Origin of the sequence: Amycolatopsis taiwanensis DSM 45107, from assembly GCF_000519205.1 — a bacterium.
GTDB classification, from domain to species: domain Bacteria; phylum Actinomycetota; class Actinomycetes; order Mycobacteriales; family Pseudonocardiaceae; genus Amycolatopsis_E; species Amycolatopsis_E taiwanensis.
Genome location: NZ_JAFB01000019.1, coordinates 150,915 through 167,672, shown reverse-complemented (window position 1 = coordinate 167,672; position 16,758 = coordinate 150,915). Strand labels below are relative to the sequence as shown.

Annotated in this window: 15 protein-coding genes; 10 read left to right on the top strand and 5 right to left on the bottom strand. The window is 70.7% G+C overall.

Translation table 11 applies throughout. The features are described 5' to 3' along the window. Positions 1-76: 76 nt before the first annotated feature. Positions 77-1,831 (bottom strand): DEDD exonuclease domain-containing protein, encoded by a 1,755-nt coding sequence (locus tag A3CU_RS0116700; protein WP_052371795.1) that lies wholly within the window; start codon positions 1,829-1,831, stop codon positions 77-79. A gap of 281 nt (positions 1,832-2,112) precedes the next feature. On the opposite strand from A3CU_RS0116700, the gene A3CU_RS0116695 reads away from it, so the two are divergent. From A3CU_RS0116695 to A3CU_RS0116680, 4 genes are all read left to right on the top strand, one after another. Beyond that, entirely contained in the window at positions 2,113-3,462 is a 1,350-nt protein-coding gene (locus A3CU_RS0116695) for an NYN domain-containing protein (protein WP_027943281.1), read from the top strand. A gap of 90 nt (positions 3,463-3,552) precedes the next feature. Further along, entirely contained in the window at positions 3,553-3,768 is a 216-nt protein-coding gene (locus A3CU_RS0116690; RefSeq protein WP_027943280.1) for a hypothetical protein, read from the top strand. 432 nt (positions 3,769-4,200) lie between these two features. After that, a complete protein-coding gene (locus A3CU_RS0116685; protein WP_027943279.1) occupies positions 4,201-5,244 on the top strand; it encodes a C40 family peptidase in 1,044 nt (347 codons plus the stop codon). Positions 5,245-5,324: 80 nt separating this feature from the next. Continuing rightward, complete coding sequence (locus tag A3CU_RS0116680; RefSeq protein ID WP_027943278.1) at positions 5,325-6,455, top strand: glycosyltransferase family 4 protein; 1,131 nt, start codon at positions 5,325-5,327, stop codon at positions 6,453-6,455. Between the two features lie 280 nt (positions 6,456-6,735). Here the strand turns inward: A3CU_RS0116680 and A3CU_RS0116675 are convergent, their stop codons facing one another. After that, on the bottom strand, positions 6,736-7,362 hold the full coding sequence (locus A3CU_RS0116675) for a nucleoside/nucleotide kinase family protein (RefSeq protein ID WP_027943277.1): 627 nt from the start codon (positions 7,360-7,362) through the stop codon (positions 6,736-6,738). A 138-nt stretch (positions 7,363-7,500) separates the two neighbouring features. Here A3CU_RS0116675 and A3CU_RS0116670 point away from each other — a divergent pair, with 138 nt between their 5' ends. Then, a complete protein-coding gene (locus tag A3CU_RS0116670) occupies positions 7,501-8,712 on the top strand; it encodes a cytochrome P450 family protein (protein WP_027943276.1) in 1,212 nt (403 codons plus the stop codon). A gap of 247 nt (positions 8,713-8,959) precedes the next feature. Beyond that, positions 8,960-9,682, top strand: a complete 723-nt coding sequence (bioD, locus tag A3CU_RS0116665; RefSeq protein ID WP_027943275.1) for a dethiobiotin synthase — start codon at positions 8,960-8,962, stop codon at positions 9,680-9,682. A gap of 131 nt (positions 9,683-9,813) precedes the next feature. Here the strand turns inward: bioD and A3CU_RS0116660 are convergent, their stop codons facing one another. Beyond that, complete coding sequence (locus tag A3CU_RS0116660; protein ID WP_027943274.1) at positions 9,814-10,431, bottom strand: hypothetical protein; 618 nt, start codon at positions 10,429-10,431, stop codon at positions 9,814-9,816. Between the two features lie 243 nt (positions 10,432-10,674). Between A3CU_RS0116660 and A3CU_RS0116655 the strand changes: the two genes are divergently transcribed. Beyond that, entirely contained in the window at positions 10,675-11,223 is a 549-nt protein-coding gene (locus A3CU_RS0116655) for a DUF2567 domain-containing protein (RefSeq protein ID WP_052371784.1), read from the top strand. 114 nt (positions 11,224-11,337) lie between these two features. After that, entirely contained in the window at positions 11,338-12,357 is a 1,020-nt protein-coding gene (locus A3CU_RS0116650; RefSeq protein ID WP_027943272.1) for a M48 family metallopeptidase, read from the top strand. 60 nt (positions 12,358-12,417) lie between these two features. On the opposite strand, the gene A3CU_RS0116645 is transcribed toward A3CU_RS0116650, so the two are convergent. Then, the gene (locus tag A3CU_RS0116645) at positions 12,418-13,122 is read right to left on the bottom strand and encodes an LON peptidase substrate-binding domain-containing protein (RefSeq protein WP_027943271.1); all 705 of its coding nucleotides are present in this window, start codon (positions 13,120-13,122) and stop codon (positions 12,418-12,420) included. A 39-nt stretch (positions 13,123-13,161) separates the two neighbouring features. Further along, positions 13,162-13,812, bottom strand: a complete 651-nt coding sequence (locus tag A3CU_RS0116640) for an NUDIX hydrolase (RefSeq protein ID WP_084143306.1) — start codon at positions 13,810-13,812, stop codon at positions 13,162-13,164. Positions 13,813-13,967: 155 nt separating this feature from the next. Between A3CU_RS0116640 and nadA the strand changes: the two genes are divergently transcribed. After that, a complete protein-coding gene (gene nadA, locus A3CU_RS0116635) occupies positions 13,968-14,990 on the top strand; it encodes a quinolinate synthase NadA (protein ID WP_052371783.1) in 1,023 nt (340 codons plus the stop codon). Beyond that, positions 14,987-16,666 carry an L-aspartate oxidase gene (locus A3CU_RS0116630; RefSeq protein ID WP_084143305.1) on the top strand — a complete coding sequence of 560 codons (1,680 nt, stop codon included), beginning with the start codon at positions 14,987-14,989 and terminating at the stop codon, positions 16,664-16,666. The genes nadA and A3CU_RS0116630 overlap by 4 nt, the downstream gene beginning before the upstream one ends. Positions 16,667-16,758: the final 92 nt, after the last annotated feature.

Below are 16,758 nucleotides of genomic sequence, written 5' to 3'. Positions count from 1 at the left end.
ACCCTCCGCGGCAATAGAGTCGAGTTGATCCTATCTCGCATGCGGGTCGCGGAAAGGCGCGTCTGCCGAGCGGGTTTCACTCACGTTCGGTGTGCTCCAGGGAGACGGCCGTTTCGACACGCGCCAGCCAGCTTTCCCAGCCGCCGGCGCCATGCGCCGGTTCGGCCCACGGCACCGCGGTGCGCACCAGCCGGACCCCGGGCCGGGTCAGCCAGCGCAGCAGCAGCCCCACCTCCTCGGCCGGGGCGCCACGCAGCGGACCGGGGCCCGGGTCGACCGTCTCCGCCGCGGCGACCAGCGCCTCGACGACCGGCATCGGCGCGACACCGCGTCGGGCTACTCCGGCGGAGGCGAGCCGGCCGTACCGGAGGACCGCGAACTCCCAGCCGCGCGAGGAGTCCGGAGCGGCCGCGACCAGCTCCGGGATTGCGGCCAGCGCGGAGAGCCGGTGCGCGCGATCGACCGCGCGGACCAGCACCGCCAGCTCGTCCCGGCGCCGCGCGGCCTGCTCGAAATGCCGCGCTTCGGCGAGCGTTTCGAGCTGGCGCAACGCGGTTTCCAGCGGAGCCGCGCTCCTACCGTCGACCAGATCGATCACCGCGTTGACGCCGGGGGAGTATTCGGATTCGCTCTGCAGCCCGGCACAGGGCGCGCCACACCGCCCGAGCTCGGCCAGGACACACGGCCGGCCCGACGGCGCCCGCACCGGGATCCGCTGGGTACAGGTGCGCAGCCCGGTGGCGCCGGCCAGCACGTCCGCGGCCAGCCGGGCCGCGGCCTGGGTCCGGAACGGCCCGAGCGCGCCGTCCCGCACCGTCCTTACCACCGACAGCCGGGGAAACGCTTCCTCGGTCAGCGCCACCCACCACGAGCCGTGCGGATTCTTCGAACGCCGGTTGTAGGCCGGGCGGTGCGCGGCGAGCAGCCGCAGCTCCCGCACCTGCGCTTCGAGGGCGTGTGCGCACTCGATCCCGTCGACCCGCTGCGCGAGCGCGACCATTTCCCGGATCCGGCCCCGGCTTTCCGAGCCGGTGAAGTACTGGCGCACGCGCCGCCGCAGGTTACTCGCCGTGCCGACGTAGAGCACCTCTTCCGATGGACCGCGGAACAGGTACACGCCCGGCCGTTCCGGCAGGTGTGCCGCCAGCCCGCGCTTGCTGCGCTGCGCCGGGGTGACCTCCGGCAGGTAGTCGATCAGCTCTTCCAGCGAGTGCACGCCCAGCGGGCCGAGCAGCTCCAGCAGACCGTGGAGAACGTCCACGGTCGCACGGGCGTCGACCAGCGCCCGGTGATTCGGGGTGGTCGAGGCTCCGAACAGCGCGGCCAGCGCGGAGAGCCGGTAGTTCGGGGTGTCCTGGCGGCTGAGTACCCGCCGGGCCAGCCGCACCGTGCAGACCACGGCAGGCTTGGGCCAGGCGTAGCCGTGCTCGGAGCAGACCGCGCGCAGGAACCCGGTGTCGAACGGGGCATTGTGCGCGACCAGCACCGCTCCGGCGGCGAATTCCAGGAACGCCGGGAGCACGCGGGAGATCGGCGGCGCGTCGTGCAGCATCGCGGTCGTGATACCGGTCAACGCGACTATCTGCGGCGGGACCGGCATGCCCGGGTCTACCAGCGTCGCGAACTCGCCCAGCACCTCGCCGCCCCGCACCTTGACCGCGCCGATCTCCGTGATCGCGTCCCGGCCCGGCCGGGTGCCCGTGGTTTCCAGGTCGAACACCACGAAAGTGGTGTCTCGCAACGGCGTGCCCAGCTCATCGAAGGAAAGTTGATCAGTACGCGGTGGGGGCCCGGCCCCCACACCCCGGCTGGGGGCCGAGACCAACGACATCACATTGGCCCGGCTCGCGGCGCGCATGAGTGGCCCGTTTGTGCCGCGTTTCGTCAGTAACGGGTCACTCATGAAGCCAACCCCTTGACACGCTGCCTTTTGGAGGCTCCGCCCGCGGACCCCTCACCGGGCAAGCCCCCGGACGCTCTGCCCTGTGGGGGCTCCGCCCCCGGGGCAAGCCCCCAGACCCCCTGCACGGCACACATGGTCGGCAGCCTAGGCAGGCCCCCCGACATTTCCCGCGTGCGGTGATCGTCAACACCAGCGACTACTCTGGATGGATGCCGCCCTCAGCGCATGCCGAACAGCCGGAGGACCCTGATCTCCGTGCGCCGGCCCCCAGTCCACCGGCGGACTGGCGTGAACTGCCGGAACCGGTGCGCCTGCGGCTCGCCGAGCTCGCCGCGGAAGCGCTGGGGAAGATGCCGCGGCTCGATATCCCGCAGCAGCTGCGCCCGGTCGCCAAGTTCGCGCCGGCCAAGCGCGCCAGGCTCGGCGCGACGGCGCTGCTGACCACGTTGCAGGATTCCTCGGTTTTCCGTACCGCGACGCTGGAATGGCTGCGTGAGTACCGCCCGGACGCACTCAATCCGAACGACGAGGATTCGGTGGCCGCTGCCACCGCGGCTTTGCTGCTCGGGGAGGCTTCGGCGAGTTCCCGGGTTCGGCTGGTCGCCAAGAACGCGGCGGAAACGGCGCTCCGGGCCGAGCGGGACGCGGCGATCGCGCGGAGCCAGCGGCTCGAGGCCGAACTGGCGCAGGTGCGGGAGGAACTGCGGGCGGCGATCGAGGCGGTCGAGCGGGCACGCCACGAGCGGGACGACGAACTCGTCAAGCTTCGCGGCCGGCTGCGGCAACAGGGCGTCGGCCTGAAACAGGCCCGCGACACCGCCGAGCAGGCGCGGGCGGAGGTCGAGCAGGTCCATGCCCGCCAGGAGGAGGAACTGGCCGCGCTGACCGCGCAGCTGGAGCGTGAACGGCAGCGTGCGGCGACCGAGCGGGCGCGGGCGGAACGCGCGGTGGCGGACGCGGAGATCGCGCGGCAGTCGGCCCGTGAGGCGCGGGAAGCCGACGAGGTGCGGTTGAAGCTGCTCGTCGACACCCTGGACGGCGCGGTAGCCGGGCTTCGCCGTGAGCTTTCGCTCGGAACCGGTGCGCGCCGGCCCGCCGACCACGTGCGGGGTGCTCGTTCGGCCGCCGGTGCCGGCAGCCAGGTACGCGACGCGACCGCGCTGGACCGGTTGCTCGCGATGCCGAGCGTGCACCTGATCGTGGACGGCTACAACGTCACGAAGACCGGTTATCCCGAACTGGCGCTGGCGGACCAGCGCGACCGGCTGGTGCGGCAACTGGCCGCGCTCGCGTCCCGCACCGGTGCGGAAGTGACCGTGGTCTTCGATGGCGCGGGCGTGCTGGCGGTGCCCACGGCCGCGGCGCGCGGCGTCCGGGTGCTGTTCTCCAAGCGCGGCGTGATCGCCGACGACGTCATCCGTGAACTCGTCGCGGCGGAGCCGTCGGGCCGGCCGCTCGTCGTGGCCACCTCCGACCGGGCGGTCGCGGATTCGACGCGCACCGCGGGCGCTCATTCCGTCGCCTCCGTGGTGCTGCTCTCCTGCCTCGGCCGGGTCTGAGTCGTCGTTCCGGTCTCATCCACCGAAATTGTCGGTGGGGGTGCCTAACGTGGGCCATGAAGGAGTCGAACGAAGGTTCGAGGAGGGCCTGTGAACGACGAAGGCGTGATCATTGACTGCGGCCGGTGCGTGCTGCGCGGGATCTCATGCTCTGATTGTGTGATCGGCGTGCTGGTGGACGTGCCGCGGCCGGTCGAATGGGACGAAGCCGAATTGCGCGCGGTCGAAACGCTTGCCGAAGCCGGGCTGGTGCCGAAACTGCGTTTTGCGCCGGCTTGGATGGCGCGCGGGGACCGGGCGGCTTGATTCGGCACCCTGTACTACAGCGGTAAACGGTCGTTCTGGTCGCCGAACGGTCAGTAACCGAATACGCTCGGAATCGAGATGTCGGTCACATTTTACGGTTTTCCCTGGTCCCAATGGGGTTGCACGCCGTTACGCAGAGTTTTTCGTCTGCGCGGGTAGACGGGACGCTTGCGGTTTCGTAACCTGTCCGAGATCTCGCGGCCGCTAGCCGTCGGCCGACGGCGACGCGGGATTGCCGCCGAAGCAGCTTTGTCGGGGAGCTGTGCCGGAACCATCGCGGTAACCAGGTGCATTCCCCGGTGCCTGGGCGCGCGATCGTCAGGCGCTACGTGCTGACCGGGTGTCATGCCCGGCACGGCATGCAGAGGACCCCCGACCTCTGCTGCGGGCGCGGTCCGGCGGGCGGCCGAGCGCAAAGGAGACACGCGCGGCGTGCAGTCGCAATCAATCAAGCGCGTGGTCGCAGGAGCCCTCGCGGCCACTGCCGTGATCGCGGCGGTGAGCGCCCCCCAGGCCAGCGCGAACCCCGCACCCTTCCCGCAGAATCCCCCCACCACATCCTCGGAAGCGCTCGCTCAGTACCGGCAGCTCGCCGCGCAGGCCGAGCAGCTCAACGAGCAGAAGCTCCAGGCAGAGGAAGACCTGAAGGCCAAGCGCGCCGAACTCGACAAGGCCAACGCCGACCTCGAGACGGCGAACCGGGATGCCGACGCGGCGAACGCGGAGAAATCCGACCATCAGGTCGAGGTCGACCAGCTCACCGACGAGTCATTCGTCGGCGGCTCGCAGTTCGCGAAGCTGTCCACGCTGCTGAGCGGAACGTCCACACAGGACTTCCTGGACCGCTCGTCCGCGCTGGAAGTGCTCGCCAACAGCAAGAACAAGGCCATGCAGGCCTACATCGACGCGGCCAACACGGCCACGGCGGCGCAGCAGCGGGCCAACGACCTGAAGAACCAGGCACAGACCGCCTCCGACGAGGCGGCGAACCTGCTCAACGACCTCAACGCCCGTTCCGCTGATCTGGACAAGCAGATCAGCGAAATCAACGCCGTCCGAGCCAGGCTGAGCGCGGCGGACTTGGCCGCGCAGCGTGACACGGGTGACCCCGTCTCCAACGTGCCGGGCTCGGGCGCGGCGCAGAGGGCGGTCAACTTCGCGCTCGGCAAGCGGGGCTCCCCCTACGTGTGGGGCGCGACCGGGCCGGAGAAGTTCGACTGCTCGGGCCTGACGCAGTGGGCGTTCAAGCAGGCCGGGATCTCGATCCCACGCACCGCTGCCCAGCAGCAGAGTTCGGGCACTGCCGTGTCCCGGGCCAACCTGCAGCCTGGCGACCTGGTGTTCTACGGCTCGCCGGCTTACCACGTCGGCATTTACGTCGGTGACGGCAAGATGGTGCACGCGCCGACCACCGGTGACGTCGTCAAGGTCTCGCCGCTGCAGAACAACTACTCCGGCGCCCGCCGGTACGGCTGACCCACCACGAAAATCGGACGGGGCGGCACACCGCGCAGGCGGGTGCCGCCCCGTTCGCTGTCAGCCGGTAGCCTCCCACCGTGCTGCGGACCCTTCTGGTGACCAACGACTTCCCGCCCCGGCCCGGAGGAATCCAGAACTATCTCGACTCCCTGGCTCGCCACCTGCCCGCGGACGACCTCGTCGTATACGCACCCTCATGGCGGTCCGCTTCGGGTTCGGATCCCGAGTTCGACGCGGCCGCGCCGTTCGAGGTGATGCGGCACCCCACCTCGCTCATGCTGCCCACCCCGGATGTGTTGCGGCGCGCCAAGGAGATCATGCGGACACGCGAGTGCGAGGCCGTCTGGTTCGGGGCCGCCGCGCCGCTGGGTTTGCTGGCGCCGGCCCTGCGCATCGCCGGCGCGCGGCGGATCATCGCCTCCACGCACGGCCACGAAGTCGGCTGGTCGATGCTGCCTGGCGCGCGGCAGGCGCTGCGGCGCATCGGCGGCACCACCGACGTGGTCACCTACGTCAGCAAGTACACCCGCGGCCGGTTCGCCGCCGCCTTCGGCCCGATGGCCGGGCTGGAGTATTTGCCATCCGGGGTCGACACCGACCTGTTCCGGCCCGACGAAGCGGCGCGTGAAGAGATCCGGAAGCGCTACGGCCTCGGCGACCGGCCGACCGTCGTGTGCGTGTCGCGGCTGGTTCCCCGCAAGGGGCAGGACATGCTCGTGCGGGCGGTGCCGGAGTTGCGAAGGCGAGTTCCGGACGTGGCCGTGCTCCTGGTGGGCGGAGGGCCGTACCGCAAGCGCCTGACCGATCTGGTGAGCGAGCTCGACGTGACCGGGCATGTCGTGATGACCGGGTCGGTGCCGTGGCCGGAGCTACCCGCGCACTACGCGGCCGGGGACGTCTTCGCCATGCCCGCGCGCACCCGGGGCAAGGGCCTCGACGTCGAAGGACTCGGCCTGGTGTACCTGGAGGCCGCCGCGACCGGGCTCCCCGTCGTGGCGGGCCGGTCCGGCGGCGCGCCGGAAACCGTGCTCGACGAGGTGACCGGGCACGTGGTCGACGGCCGTGACCTGCGGCAGCTCGTGGAGACCCTGTCACCGCTGCTCACCGATCCGGGACGAGCCCGCAAGATGGGCGAGGCCGGCCGTGCCTGGGTGGGTGAGCACTGGCGGTGGGACCAACTAGCCAACCGCTTCCGCACCCTGCTCTAGGGATTGTGAATTGGCTTGCGTAGCGGTGCGGGTGGCGGAACCTCAGACGTCTGTGTTGTCTGGGGGTGCAACCCCCAGGCCCCGCCTGGGGGTTGCACCCCCAGACCCCCTTCGTTCCGGGATCGCCTCCTCATGAATGTCCAATTCACCACGTCGGCGCTGTCCTCGCGAGAAGACGTCTGAGAATTTGGCTGCAGAGTGCAAGCTGACGGCCTCACCGCAAGCGGCTCCGCCGCTTTGGAAGCACAACATAGCCATCCCGACTCGCGCCGATTAGGACTTAGCTCGCGGCGGTTAGTACGGCGGGGTGGCGCGGGTCGTCGGCGCGCACCACGACGTCGGCCACCTCGGCCGGGTGTACTTCGCGTTCGTAGCGATCGAAGGCGGCCAACGCCCAGTGTTCCTGCTCCGGCAGGCGGCGGCGTAGCGCGCCGGCTGACAGCGACAGGTGCACGGTCAGCTCGAACGGCAGCCCGCGGCCCAGCAACAGCTCCCCGTCGGCGATCAGCACACCGCCGGGTGGCAGCGCGACCCGCTCCAGCCGGGTGGCCCGGTCCCGCTCGGCGTCCCACAGCGCGGGGAGCACCATTCCGTTGCCGCCCGGCGAAAGGGGATCCAGGACCTCACGCCGTAGGGCACCTTCGTCGAGCCAGTCCGTGTAGCGTGCGTCCGGGTCGTGCCGGCCACGCTCGTATCGCAGCGACGCCGGGCGCAGGAAATCAGGTGCCGATACGCGCAACACCGGGCGGCCGCCGACCCGAAGCGGATCGGTCAGCGCGCCGGCCAGTGAGCCGGTGCCCACGGCCCCGTCGACGGCGACCCGCACCCACGGCGTGCCCGGCGTCGCGAGAATCCGTTCGGCTAGTTCGCCCGCGAGCCGTTCGAAGGTGATCGGCCGGTACCTCATGCCTGGGATCCTTCCGCATGGCACCGCACACCATCGGCTCACGCCGCCTTCGCACCGCCGGTGTGATCGTGGTCTGCGGGCCGGATCCGGAGGATGATGGCGCCAGAGGACGGGAAACACCGAACCGGGAGGTGCCCCATGGGGGGATCGGACGAGGGGATCATGCTGGACGGGGAGTTCCTGAGCGATCCGCATGCGTTCTTCCGGAAGCTGCGCGCCGAGGCGCCGGCCTGCCGGCTGGCCGCGCCGAACGGCTTCAAGGGCTGGCTGGTCACACGTTACGCCGACGCGAGGGAACTGCTCGCCGATTCCCGGATCAGCAAGGACACCGCCCGTGCGCGGAAACTGCTGCGCGCTCAGGCCGAGCCTGGTGACGACGGCGGATTCGTGGACACCGCGCTGTCACAGCACATGCTCAACGCCGATCCACCGGTCCACACCAGGCTCCGCAAGCTGGTCAACAAGGCGTTCACGGCCCGCACCGTGGCCCGGCTGCGGCCCCGGATCGAAGAGATCACCGCCGAACTGCTCGACGAGATGGCCAAGGCCGGTTCCGTCGATCTGGTGAAGTCCTTCGCGTTTCCGCTGCCGACCACCGTCATCTGCGAGTTGCTCGGCGTCCCCGGCGAAGACCGCGAGCGCTTCAGCGCATGGTCGGCCACGCTGCTCTCGCGCTCGGAGCTCGAAGCGGTCCGGCGTGATTCCGCCGCGATGGCGACCTACCTGCGCGAGCTCATCGACGGGAAGCGGCAAACCCCCACCGAGGACCTGCTGTCCGAGCTGGTGCACGTTTCCGAGGAGGGCGACCGCCTCTCCGCGGAAGAGCTGGTCGCGATGGCCTTCCTGCTGCTGGTGGCGGGGCACGAGACGACGGTCAACCTGATCGGAAGCAGCGTGCTCGCGCTGTTGGACAACCCCGATCAGCTCGCCGCCTTGCGTGCCGACGAGTCGCTGCTGCCCAACGCGATCGAGGAATTCCTGCGGTTCGAAGGTCCGGTCAACATTGCGACGCTCCGTTTCACCGTCGAACCGGTGCGCGTCGGCGAGGTCGAGATCCCGGCCGGGGAGTTCGTCCTGATCTCGTTGCTGTCCGCGAACCGCGACCCCGGCCGGTTCCCCGACCCTGATCGTCTCGACGTCACCCGGGCACCTGGCGGGCACCTCGCGTTCGGGCACGGCATCCACTACTGCGTCGGTGCGCCCCTGGCCCGGCTGGAAGCCGAGATCGCCCTCGGTGGCCTCCTGCGCAGGTTCGACAGCCTGGCCCTCGAGGGTGAGCCAGAGACGTTGCGCTGGCGCGACAGCACCCTGATCCGCGGCCTGGAATCCCTGCCGATCCGGGTGCACTGACCGGCGGGCCGCGCCTTCGTCTCCGCGACCCCGGAGCACCGGGACGTGATGTCGAGACCTGAATGCCAGACGGCACTCCTTCGGGGACGAAAATCGCGAGTTCGACTTCCGTTATCCGCCGTGTACTCCATTACCGGGCCTCGGATGGAAGGATCACTTGTTGCGCCGGTGATCGCCCGCGGAGCGCGGTGCCGGCGCGGTCGGCAGCGTCCATCCGTCGATGGGCCCGGGACAACGGTGGAGTTCGGTGAGTGTGCTGGTCGTGACCGGAACGGGGACCGGTGTCGGTAAGACCGTGGTAACGGCGGCGATCGCTGCGCTCGCCCGGGGTGCCGGCCGCCGTGTCGCCGTGCTCAAGCCCGCACAGACCGGGGTGGCTTACGACGCGCCGGGCGACGTCGAGGAGATCGTCCGGCTGGCGGGCGAGGTCACCACCCGTGAGTTGCGGCGCTACCCGGAGCCGCTGCCCCCGCATGCGGCGGCGAGACGCAGTGGCATCGCACCGGTCGGACCGGCCGAGGCAGCGGCCGCGGCCACCCGCCTGGCAGACACGCACGACCTCGTGCTGATCGACGGCACCGGCGGCCTGCTGCTCCGGTTCACCCCGGACGGCGCGACGCTGGCCGACGTCGCCTGGGCGCTCGGTGCGCCCGTGCTACTGGTCGCCGGCGCGGGTGGGACCGGCACGGTCGACGCGACGGCGCTCACCGCGGAGGTGGCGACCACGCGCGGGCTGCACGTGATCGGGGTGGTGATCGGCTCGTGGCCGTCCCCAGCGGGCGTCGTCGCCCGGTCCGGCCTCCGTGACGTGCCGGTTGCGGCCGGGGCGCCGCTGCTCGGGGTGCTGCCGGCGGGGATGGGCCGGCTGAGCCGGGCCGGCTTCCTGCAGGAGGCACGGCGCGGGCTATCGCCGTGGTTCGACGGGGACTTCGATGCCGATTGCTTCGAGAAGGAGACGTTCGGCGAGTAGCCACCAGGTTGTCGCGGCCAATTCATTGTGGTTCGTAAGCGGCGTCAGCCCGTTGCGGTGAGGCGGTCGGCTTGCGCCGACGCCTGAGGTTCCGCTACCCGCACCACAAAGCAAGCCGATTCGAAATCCGCTCAGGCTGGTTTGTTGGGGCCGGGCTCGAAGCTCTGCACGCTCACCGTGACCTCCGGGTCGACCTTGGCCTTCAGGGAAGCCGGATAGGTCCAGTCAATACCGAATTCGACCTGCGACTGGACGATCTTGTGCTCGTACCAGATGTTGTCACCGGACTGGTCATAGCCGGACACGGTGTAGGTGTTACCGCTGACGTTGTTGAGCGTGATGCGCGCGTTCTCGGCATTCTTCTGCGCCACAAAGGCGGCGGCTGCGCCGGCGGCTGTTTCGTCGAGGGCATTGTTACCGCCGTACACAGTCACGACCACCCGGCCACCGTCGGGGGAGAACCTCCGCCCGTCTCCGTTCGTGGGTTCGTCGCCCAAGGGGGCAAACGATGGGGGCAACGTGACCGAGAACCGAAAGCGCTCGTTGGTGTAGGTGAAATAGTCGCCGCCTGGCGAATTGTTGCTGGTCTCCGCGGCCGCACCGGCCGTGGCGGTGCCGGACGCTGCCGTGGCGGTGCCGGCCGCGGTGGCGGACCCGCCGGGTGGATCGCTCGGCTGCGAGCCGCAGGCGGTGAGGGACAGTGTGGTGATCAAACCAAGGCCGGTGATCCCCAGGACTCCCCGACGCATAGTGTTCTCCTTGTCTTTCTCGGTGAAACCCAGGTGGCTTCTTGTCGATCAAAGACGTGTCGCTGCCCCTCCCGGTTCCTGAGCCTTTCGGCCGGATACTTCGCGATCACGGCCGAGGAGATAGAGTGCTCAACTGCGGTGAGCCCGGGTATGCGCGGCAGGCTTGTGCGAGTTGCCTACTCTCGGGTGGGGGAGGGATCGAACGGAGGCGGAGTGCCAGAGTCATCGGTGGAAAGCGGTCCGATGTGGTCTTCGGCGCTTCCCGTCCCACCCTGGCGGCGGCCGCGTGTGGTGGTCAAGGCCGACCTGGCCGCGGCCGTGAGCGTGCTGGCCGTCGTGGGGCTGCTCGGCATTCCGCTGGGCTGGCTGTGGTCCCGGCTGGCACCCCCGGAGCGAGTCCTCGTGCAGGAGGGTGACCAGCTCATCCCGCTGCTGCTGGAAAGCTGGCACCGCTTCGACGACCTCGCGATCTACGGCCTGCTCGGCCTGGCGGCGGGGGTGTGCACGGGCGTGGCGGTCTGGCTGCTGCGGGAACGCCGCGGCCCGGTGATCATGATCGGCGCGACGCTCGGTGCGGTCCTCGCGGCCTGGCTCGGCACCCGGCTCGGCACGGCCTTCGCGAACAGCCACTACGCGCTTTCCACCGCGCCCGCCCTGAATTCCGTGATCGCGGTGGCGCCGCGCATCGAAAGCCTCTGGGTGATCGTCGCCCAGCCGCTGGCGACCGTTGTCGTGTACGGCTTGCTGGCCGGCTGGAACGGTCGCGACGATCTCGGCCGGCGGCTGGGCTGACGCACCGGAAATGCTTGCGGCGGCACAAGATCAGGCGCCGATCATGACCCGCTAGAGTGACCGCCAAATCAAGGGGTGTGGGGGCGGAGCCCTCGCCGGGCAAGGAGGCGGCGCGTGTCGGAGACAACCGAGGTTTCCGCTACCGGCCGGGTGCGGTTCCCGGGGATCAGCCCCCGGGCCTACGAGCACCCGGCGGACCGGGGTGCGCTCGCCACGTTGCGTGCCGTGCCGGGTTTCGCGCAGGTGCTGAAGACCATTTCGGGCCTGTTCAGCGAGCGCGGCGAGCGGCTGATGGCGCTGGCCTCGGCGATCCGGGTGGGGCCGAGCCAGTATCCGGAGCTGGACCGGCTGCGACACGAATGTGCCGAGGTGCTCGACCTCGACCCGGTGCCGAACCTCTTCGTCGCTCGCGACCCGGACGTCCAGGCGATGGCGCTGGGCCTGGACGAGCCGTTCATCATGCTGACGACGGCCTGCGTCGAGCTGATGGACCAGGAGGGCCTGCGGTTCGTGATCGGCCACGAGATGGGCCACATCCTGTCCGGGCACGCGGTGTACCGCACGATGCTGCTCAGGCTGCTCAACCTCCAGGCGTCCATGTCCTGGACGCCGGTGAGCGCGCTCGGCCTGCGCGCGATCCTGGCGGCGCTCAACGAGTGGTTCCGGAAGGCGGAGCTGTCCTGCGACCGCGCGGGCTTGTTGTGCGGCCAGGACCCGCGGGCGGCGCTGCGCGCGCACATTCTGCTCGCCGGTGGCGCCGATCCGTCCAAAGTGGATATCCAGTCGTTCCTGCAGCAGGCGGACGAGTACGAGTCGGTCGACGACATCCGCGACAGCCTGCACAAGCTGCGGTACGTGGAACACATGGCCCACCCGCTCAGCGTGGTGCGCGCGGCGCAGCTGCAACGCTGGGCGGCGAGCGAGGATTACCGCGCGGTTCTCGCCGGCCAGTACCAGCGCCGCGAAGACGACAGCCCGGCCACCGACTGGACCGACGACCTGAAGTCGGCCGCGCAGTCCTACAAGGAGTCCTTCGCGACCTCGGCCGACCCGCTGGTCAAGCTCTTCAGCGAGGTCGGCGGCGCGGTGTCGGGCGCGGCCGGCAAGGTCTGGAGCAAATTCTCCGGCGACTGACGTACTTCGGAGAGCGGCTTGCGTGGCGGTGCGGGTAGCGCCGCCGCTTTGAAACACCACCTAGTTCAGTGCGGCGGGGGCGTTCAGCTCGTACACTTCGGGCGGCGGGGCGGGTACGGCGCGTAGGGCGGAGAGGAAGCCGGCCTCCCGGGCGAGCAGCCGGTGGACCAGGTCCAGGCGGCGCAGCGGGTTCGTTTCCTCCAACACCTGTTGCCGGTCCGCCAGTGGCAGCAGGCAGTCCGCCGCGAGCAGGTGGGCCAGCTGTGCGAGGTCGGCGCCGGGTTCCGGCGGCTGCCAGGAATCGCGTTCCCAGGCCGACTCGCAGTACCGCTGGTACGCCGACCGGGCCGAAGCGGACAGCTTTGCCGCCGCCTCCCGCCCGCCTGGGGGCAGTGGCTCGTCGGGCAGCCACATGACCTCGCCGACCAGGTAGGGCGCGCGAGTGCGATCGATGGACAGCAGACGGAACCGGCGCTCACCGGTGGTCACGATGTCGTACCGCCCGTCCGGGAGCCGCTTGCTCTCCGCGAGCAGCGCCGTGCACCCGATCGTGTACACGTGATCGAGTGACTCCACCTCGCGCACGGCCGAGTTCCTGATCGCCACGATGCCGAATCGGCGGTCGGGTATCACCCCGGTGAGCAGGTCGGCGGCCAGTTGCCGGTAACGCGGCTCGAACAGGTGCAGGGGTAGCACCGTCGAGGGCAGGAGCACGGTCTGCAACGGGAACAGCGGCAGGGTGTCCTGTCTTCGCTCGTCCGTCACGGCTACACGGTACGTCGAAAACCCGCCGGCCGCTGGGTGTCACTTCCGCGATCGCTTCGGTGGCGGGCGGAACACGGCGAACGGGTCGGTCACCTGGATTCCGTTGCCGGTGAAGGAGAACAGCGCGGCGGGACGACCTCCGCTGCGGCCGGGCGGTGCGGTGTGCCCGGTCGGGGCGAGCAGTCCGCGCCGTGAGAGCACGCGTTGCAAATTGGTCGCGGACACCTTGTAGCCCAGGGCGGCGGAATACAGCTCGCGCAGCGCGGACACGGTGAATTCCCTGGGTGCGAGCGCGAAGCCGACGTTGGTGTAGGAGAGTTTGGCGCGCAGGCGATCGCGGGCGCCGATGATGATCTCGCGGTGGTCGAAGGCGGTGCGCGGCAGGGCGTCGACCTCGTGCCAGCGGGTGTCCTCGGGGATCTCGGGGTCGACGTCGGAGGGGACCAGCCCGAGGAAGGCGGTCGCGACGACTCGCGGTCCCGGCACCCGGTCCGGCGCGCTGAACACGGCGAGCTGCTCGACGTGCTTGAGCTGACGGACGTCCACCTTCTCCGCGAGCTGGCGGCGGATCGAGGTCTCCACGTCCTCGTCCGGCCGGAGCCGGCCGCCGGGCAGTGACCAGCGGCCGACGTGCGGATCGAGGGCTCGGCGCCACAGCAGCACACGCAGTGTGGCGGAACGCACCTGCAATACGGCCGCCAGAACCTCGTGTGCCAGAGGGGCGCTGCTGTTAATATGGCTACGCACGGTTTTCGATTATAAGGCGAAAACCTAGCCGAGTGGAGTGGCGGTATCCGGCGCGCGTTCCGTCTCGCGTGCGAAGCCGCCGAGAACAGGAGGGCCCCATGGCCACGACGACTCTGCCGGACAGCGCGTCGGAAGCGGTGCCCTTCGGGGGTGTCGAACCCGACGAAGCCTGGGCCGAAGAGGTGCGCGCGCTCGCCCGGCGAACCGACGCCGTGATCCTCGCGCACAACTACCAGGTTTCGGCGATCCAGGACATCGCCGACCACACCGGCGACTCGCTCGCGCTGTCCCGGATCGCGGCCGCCAGCGACGCGTCCACGATCGTGTTCTGCGGCGTGCATTTCATGGCCGAGACCGCGAAGATCCTCGCCCCGGACAAGACCGTGCTCATCCCCGACGCGCGGGCGGGCTGTTCGCTGGCCGACTCGATCGACGGCGCCCAGCTGCGCGCGTGGAAGGCCGAGCATCCGGGCGCGGTGGTGGTCTCCTACGTCAACACCACCGCGGAGGTGAAGGCCGAGACCGACATCTGCTGTACCTCGTCCAACGCGGTCGACGTGGTCGCGTCGATCCCCGCGGACCAGGAGGTGCTGTTCTGCCCTGATCAGTTCCTCGGCGCCCACGTCAAGCGCGAGACCGGCCGCGAGAACCTGCACGTCTGGGCGGGCGAGTGCCACGTGCACGCCGGCATCAACGGCGCAGAGCTGACCGCGCGTGCCGCGGCGAACCCGGACGCGGACCTGTTCATCCACCCCGAATGCGGGTGCGCCACCTCCGCGCTCTACCTCGCCGGCGAGGGGATGGTGCCGCGCGAGAAGGTCCGGATCCTGTCCACCGGCGACATGGTGCGTGAGGCCCGTGCCACCCGGGCGAAGTCGGTGCTGGTGGCGACCGAGGTCGGCATGCTGCACCAGCTGCGCAAGGCCGCGCCGGGGATCGACTTCCGCGCGGTGAACGACCGGGCTTCCTGCCGGTTCATGAAGATGATCACGCCGGCGGCGCTCTTGCGGTCGCTGCGTGAGGGGGCCGACGAGGTCCACGTCGATCCGGAGATCGCCGCCCGGGCCCGCGCCTCGGTGCGGCGGATGATCGAGATCGGCAAGCCGGGCGGCGGCGAGTGACCCCCGGGCCGGGCCGTGCGGCCCGCGAGGCAGGGGAACCCGTCGCCCAGGTTTGTGACTTTCGATCGAAAACCGGGTCATGGGAGGCGCGAGCCGACCTGGTCGTGGTGGGCAGCGGCGTCGCCGGGCTGACCGCGGCATTGCGCGCCCGGGAACTCGGCCTGCGCGTGCTGCTCGTGACCAAGGCCGCGATCGAGGACGGCAACACCCGCTGGGCGCAGGGCGGGGTCGCGGTGGTCCTGGACGGCGAGCGCGACGACGGCGATTCGGTCGCCCGCCATGTGGAGGACACGCTGGCCGCGGGTGCGGGCCTGTGCGAACCGGACGCGGTGCGGACGATCCTGCACGCGGGCCCGGCAGCGGTGTCGTGGCTGCGGTCGCGCGGCGCGCGATTCGACCCGGGCGCGGGCGGCCTGCTCGCCAGGACCCGCGAAGGCGGGCACAGTGCCTTCCGGGTGATCCATGCCGGTGGTGACGCGACGGGCGCCGAGGTCCAGCGGTCCCTCGTCGCCCAGTCCGCCGGCCTGCCCGTGCTGGAACGGCATATCGCGGTCGACGCACTGCTGACGCCTCGCGGCGAGGTCGGCGGGGTCGCGGTGCTCGATCCTGACGGCGTGCCCGGCCGGCTTCGGGCACCCGCGGTGCTGCTCGCCACCGGCGGGCTGGGCCAGCTGTACCAGGCGACGTCCAACCCGGAGATCGCCACCGGCGACGGGCTCGCGCTCGCGTTGCGGGCCGGTGCGCCGGCGGCGGACCTGGAGTTCGTGCAGTTCCACCCGACCGTGCTCTACACGCCGGGGGCACGCGGCCGCTGCCCGCTCGTTACCGAGGCGGTGCGCGGCGAAGGTGCCGTGCTCGTCGACGGCGCGGGCGCGCCGGTGATGCACGGCGTCCACCCGCTCGGTGATCTCGCGCCCCGGGATGTCGTGTCGGCGGCGATCACCCGGCGGATGGCCGCGGCACCGGGCGGGATCGAGGACCACGTTTTCCTTGACGCCACGGGGATTTCCGGGTTCGACCGGCGGTTCCCGACCGTGCAGGCGGCCTGTCGCGCGATCGGCGTGGACCCGGCGCGCGAGCCGATTCCGGTCACGCCGGCCGCGCATTTCGCCTGTGGTGGCGTGTTGGCCGGGACCGATGGCCGGACCGGGGTGCGCGGGCTGTACGCGGCCGGCGAGGTCGCGCGGACCGGGTTGCACGGCGCCAACCGGCTGGCGTCCAACAGTCTGCTGGAGGGACTGGTCGCCGGAACCGCCGCGGCCGAGGCGGTCGCCGCGGACCTGGCGGCCGGGCTGCTCGCCGATCCCCGGCAGGCGGCCGAACCGGAACGGGTCGTCCCGGTCGCCGAGCGGGATGCGCTGCAGCGGGTGATGAGCCGGTACGCGGCGCTAGGCCGGGACGCCGACGGGCTCGCCGTCGCCGGGTCCGTGCTCGATCTCCGGCTCACCCACGGTCCGATGAGGACGCACCGGGAGGTGGAGGACGCGGCGCTCACCCTGGTCGCGCACGCGCTGGTCGCCGCCGCGGCCAGGCGTACCGAGTCGCGCGGGTGCCACCTGCGCAGCGACTTTCCCGGACGTGACGACGAATCCTGGCGACGCAGCCAGTTCATCCGGCTCAGCCCGTCGGGACAACCGGTGCTGGCCGACGCGGTGCTGGACGGGAGGGCCGCATGAGCCACCATCGCGCAGCCCGCTCGGGTGGCCCGACCGGGTGCGGGTGTCCCGCAAGACACCGTGAGGGCCGCATGAGCCACCATCGCGCAGCC

Excerpts from the sequence above, each read along its gene's own strand:
- A3CU_RS0116700 (WP_052371795.1), bottom strand. The coding sequence starts at position 1,831 with ATGTCGTTGGTCTCGGCCCCCAGCCGGGGTGTGGGGGCCGGGCCCCCA.
- A3CU_RS0116695 (WP_027943281.1), top strand. The coding sequence starts at position 2,113 with ATGCCGCCCTCAGCGCATGCCGAACAGCCGGAGGACCCTGATCTCCGT.
- A3CU_RS0116675 (WP_027943277.1), bottom strand. The coding sequence starts at position 7,362 with ATGAGGTACCGGCCGATCACCTTCGAACGGCTCGCGGGCGAACTAGCC.
- A3CU_RS0116670 (WP_027943276.1), top strand. The coding sequence starts at position 7,501 with ATGGGGGGATCGGACGAGGGGATCATGCTGGACGGGGAGTTCCTGAGC.
- A3CU_RS0116660 (WP_027943274.1), bottom strand. The coding sequence starts at position 10,431 with ATGCGTCGGGGAGTCCTGGGGATCACCGGCCTTGGTTTGATCACCACA.
- A3CU_RS0116655 (WP_052371784.1), top strand. The coding sequence starts at position 10,675 with ATGTGGTCTTCGGCGCTTCCCGTCCCACCCTGGCGGCGGCCGCGTGTG.
- nadA (WP_052371783.1), top strand. The coding sequence starts at position 13,968 with ATGGCCACGACGACTCTGCCGGACAGCGCGTCGGAAGCGGTGCCCTTC.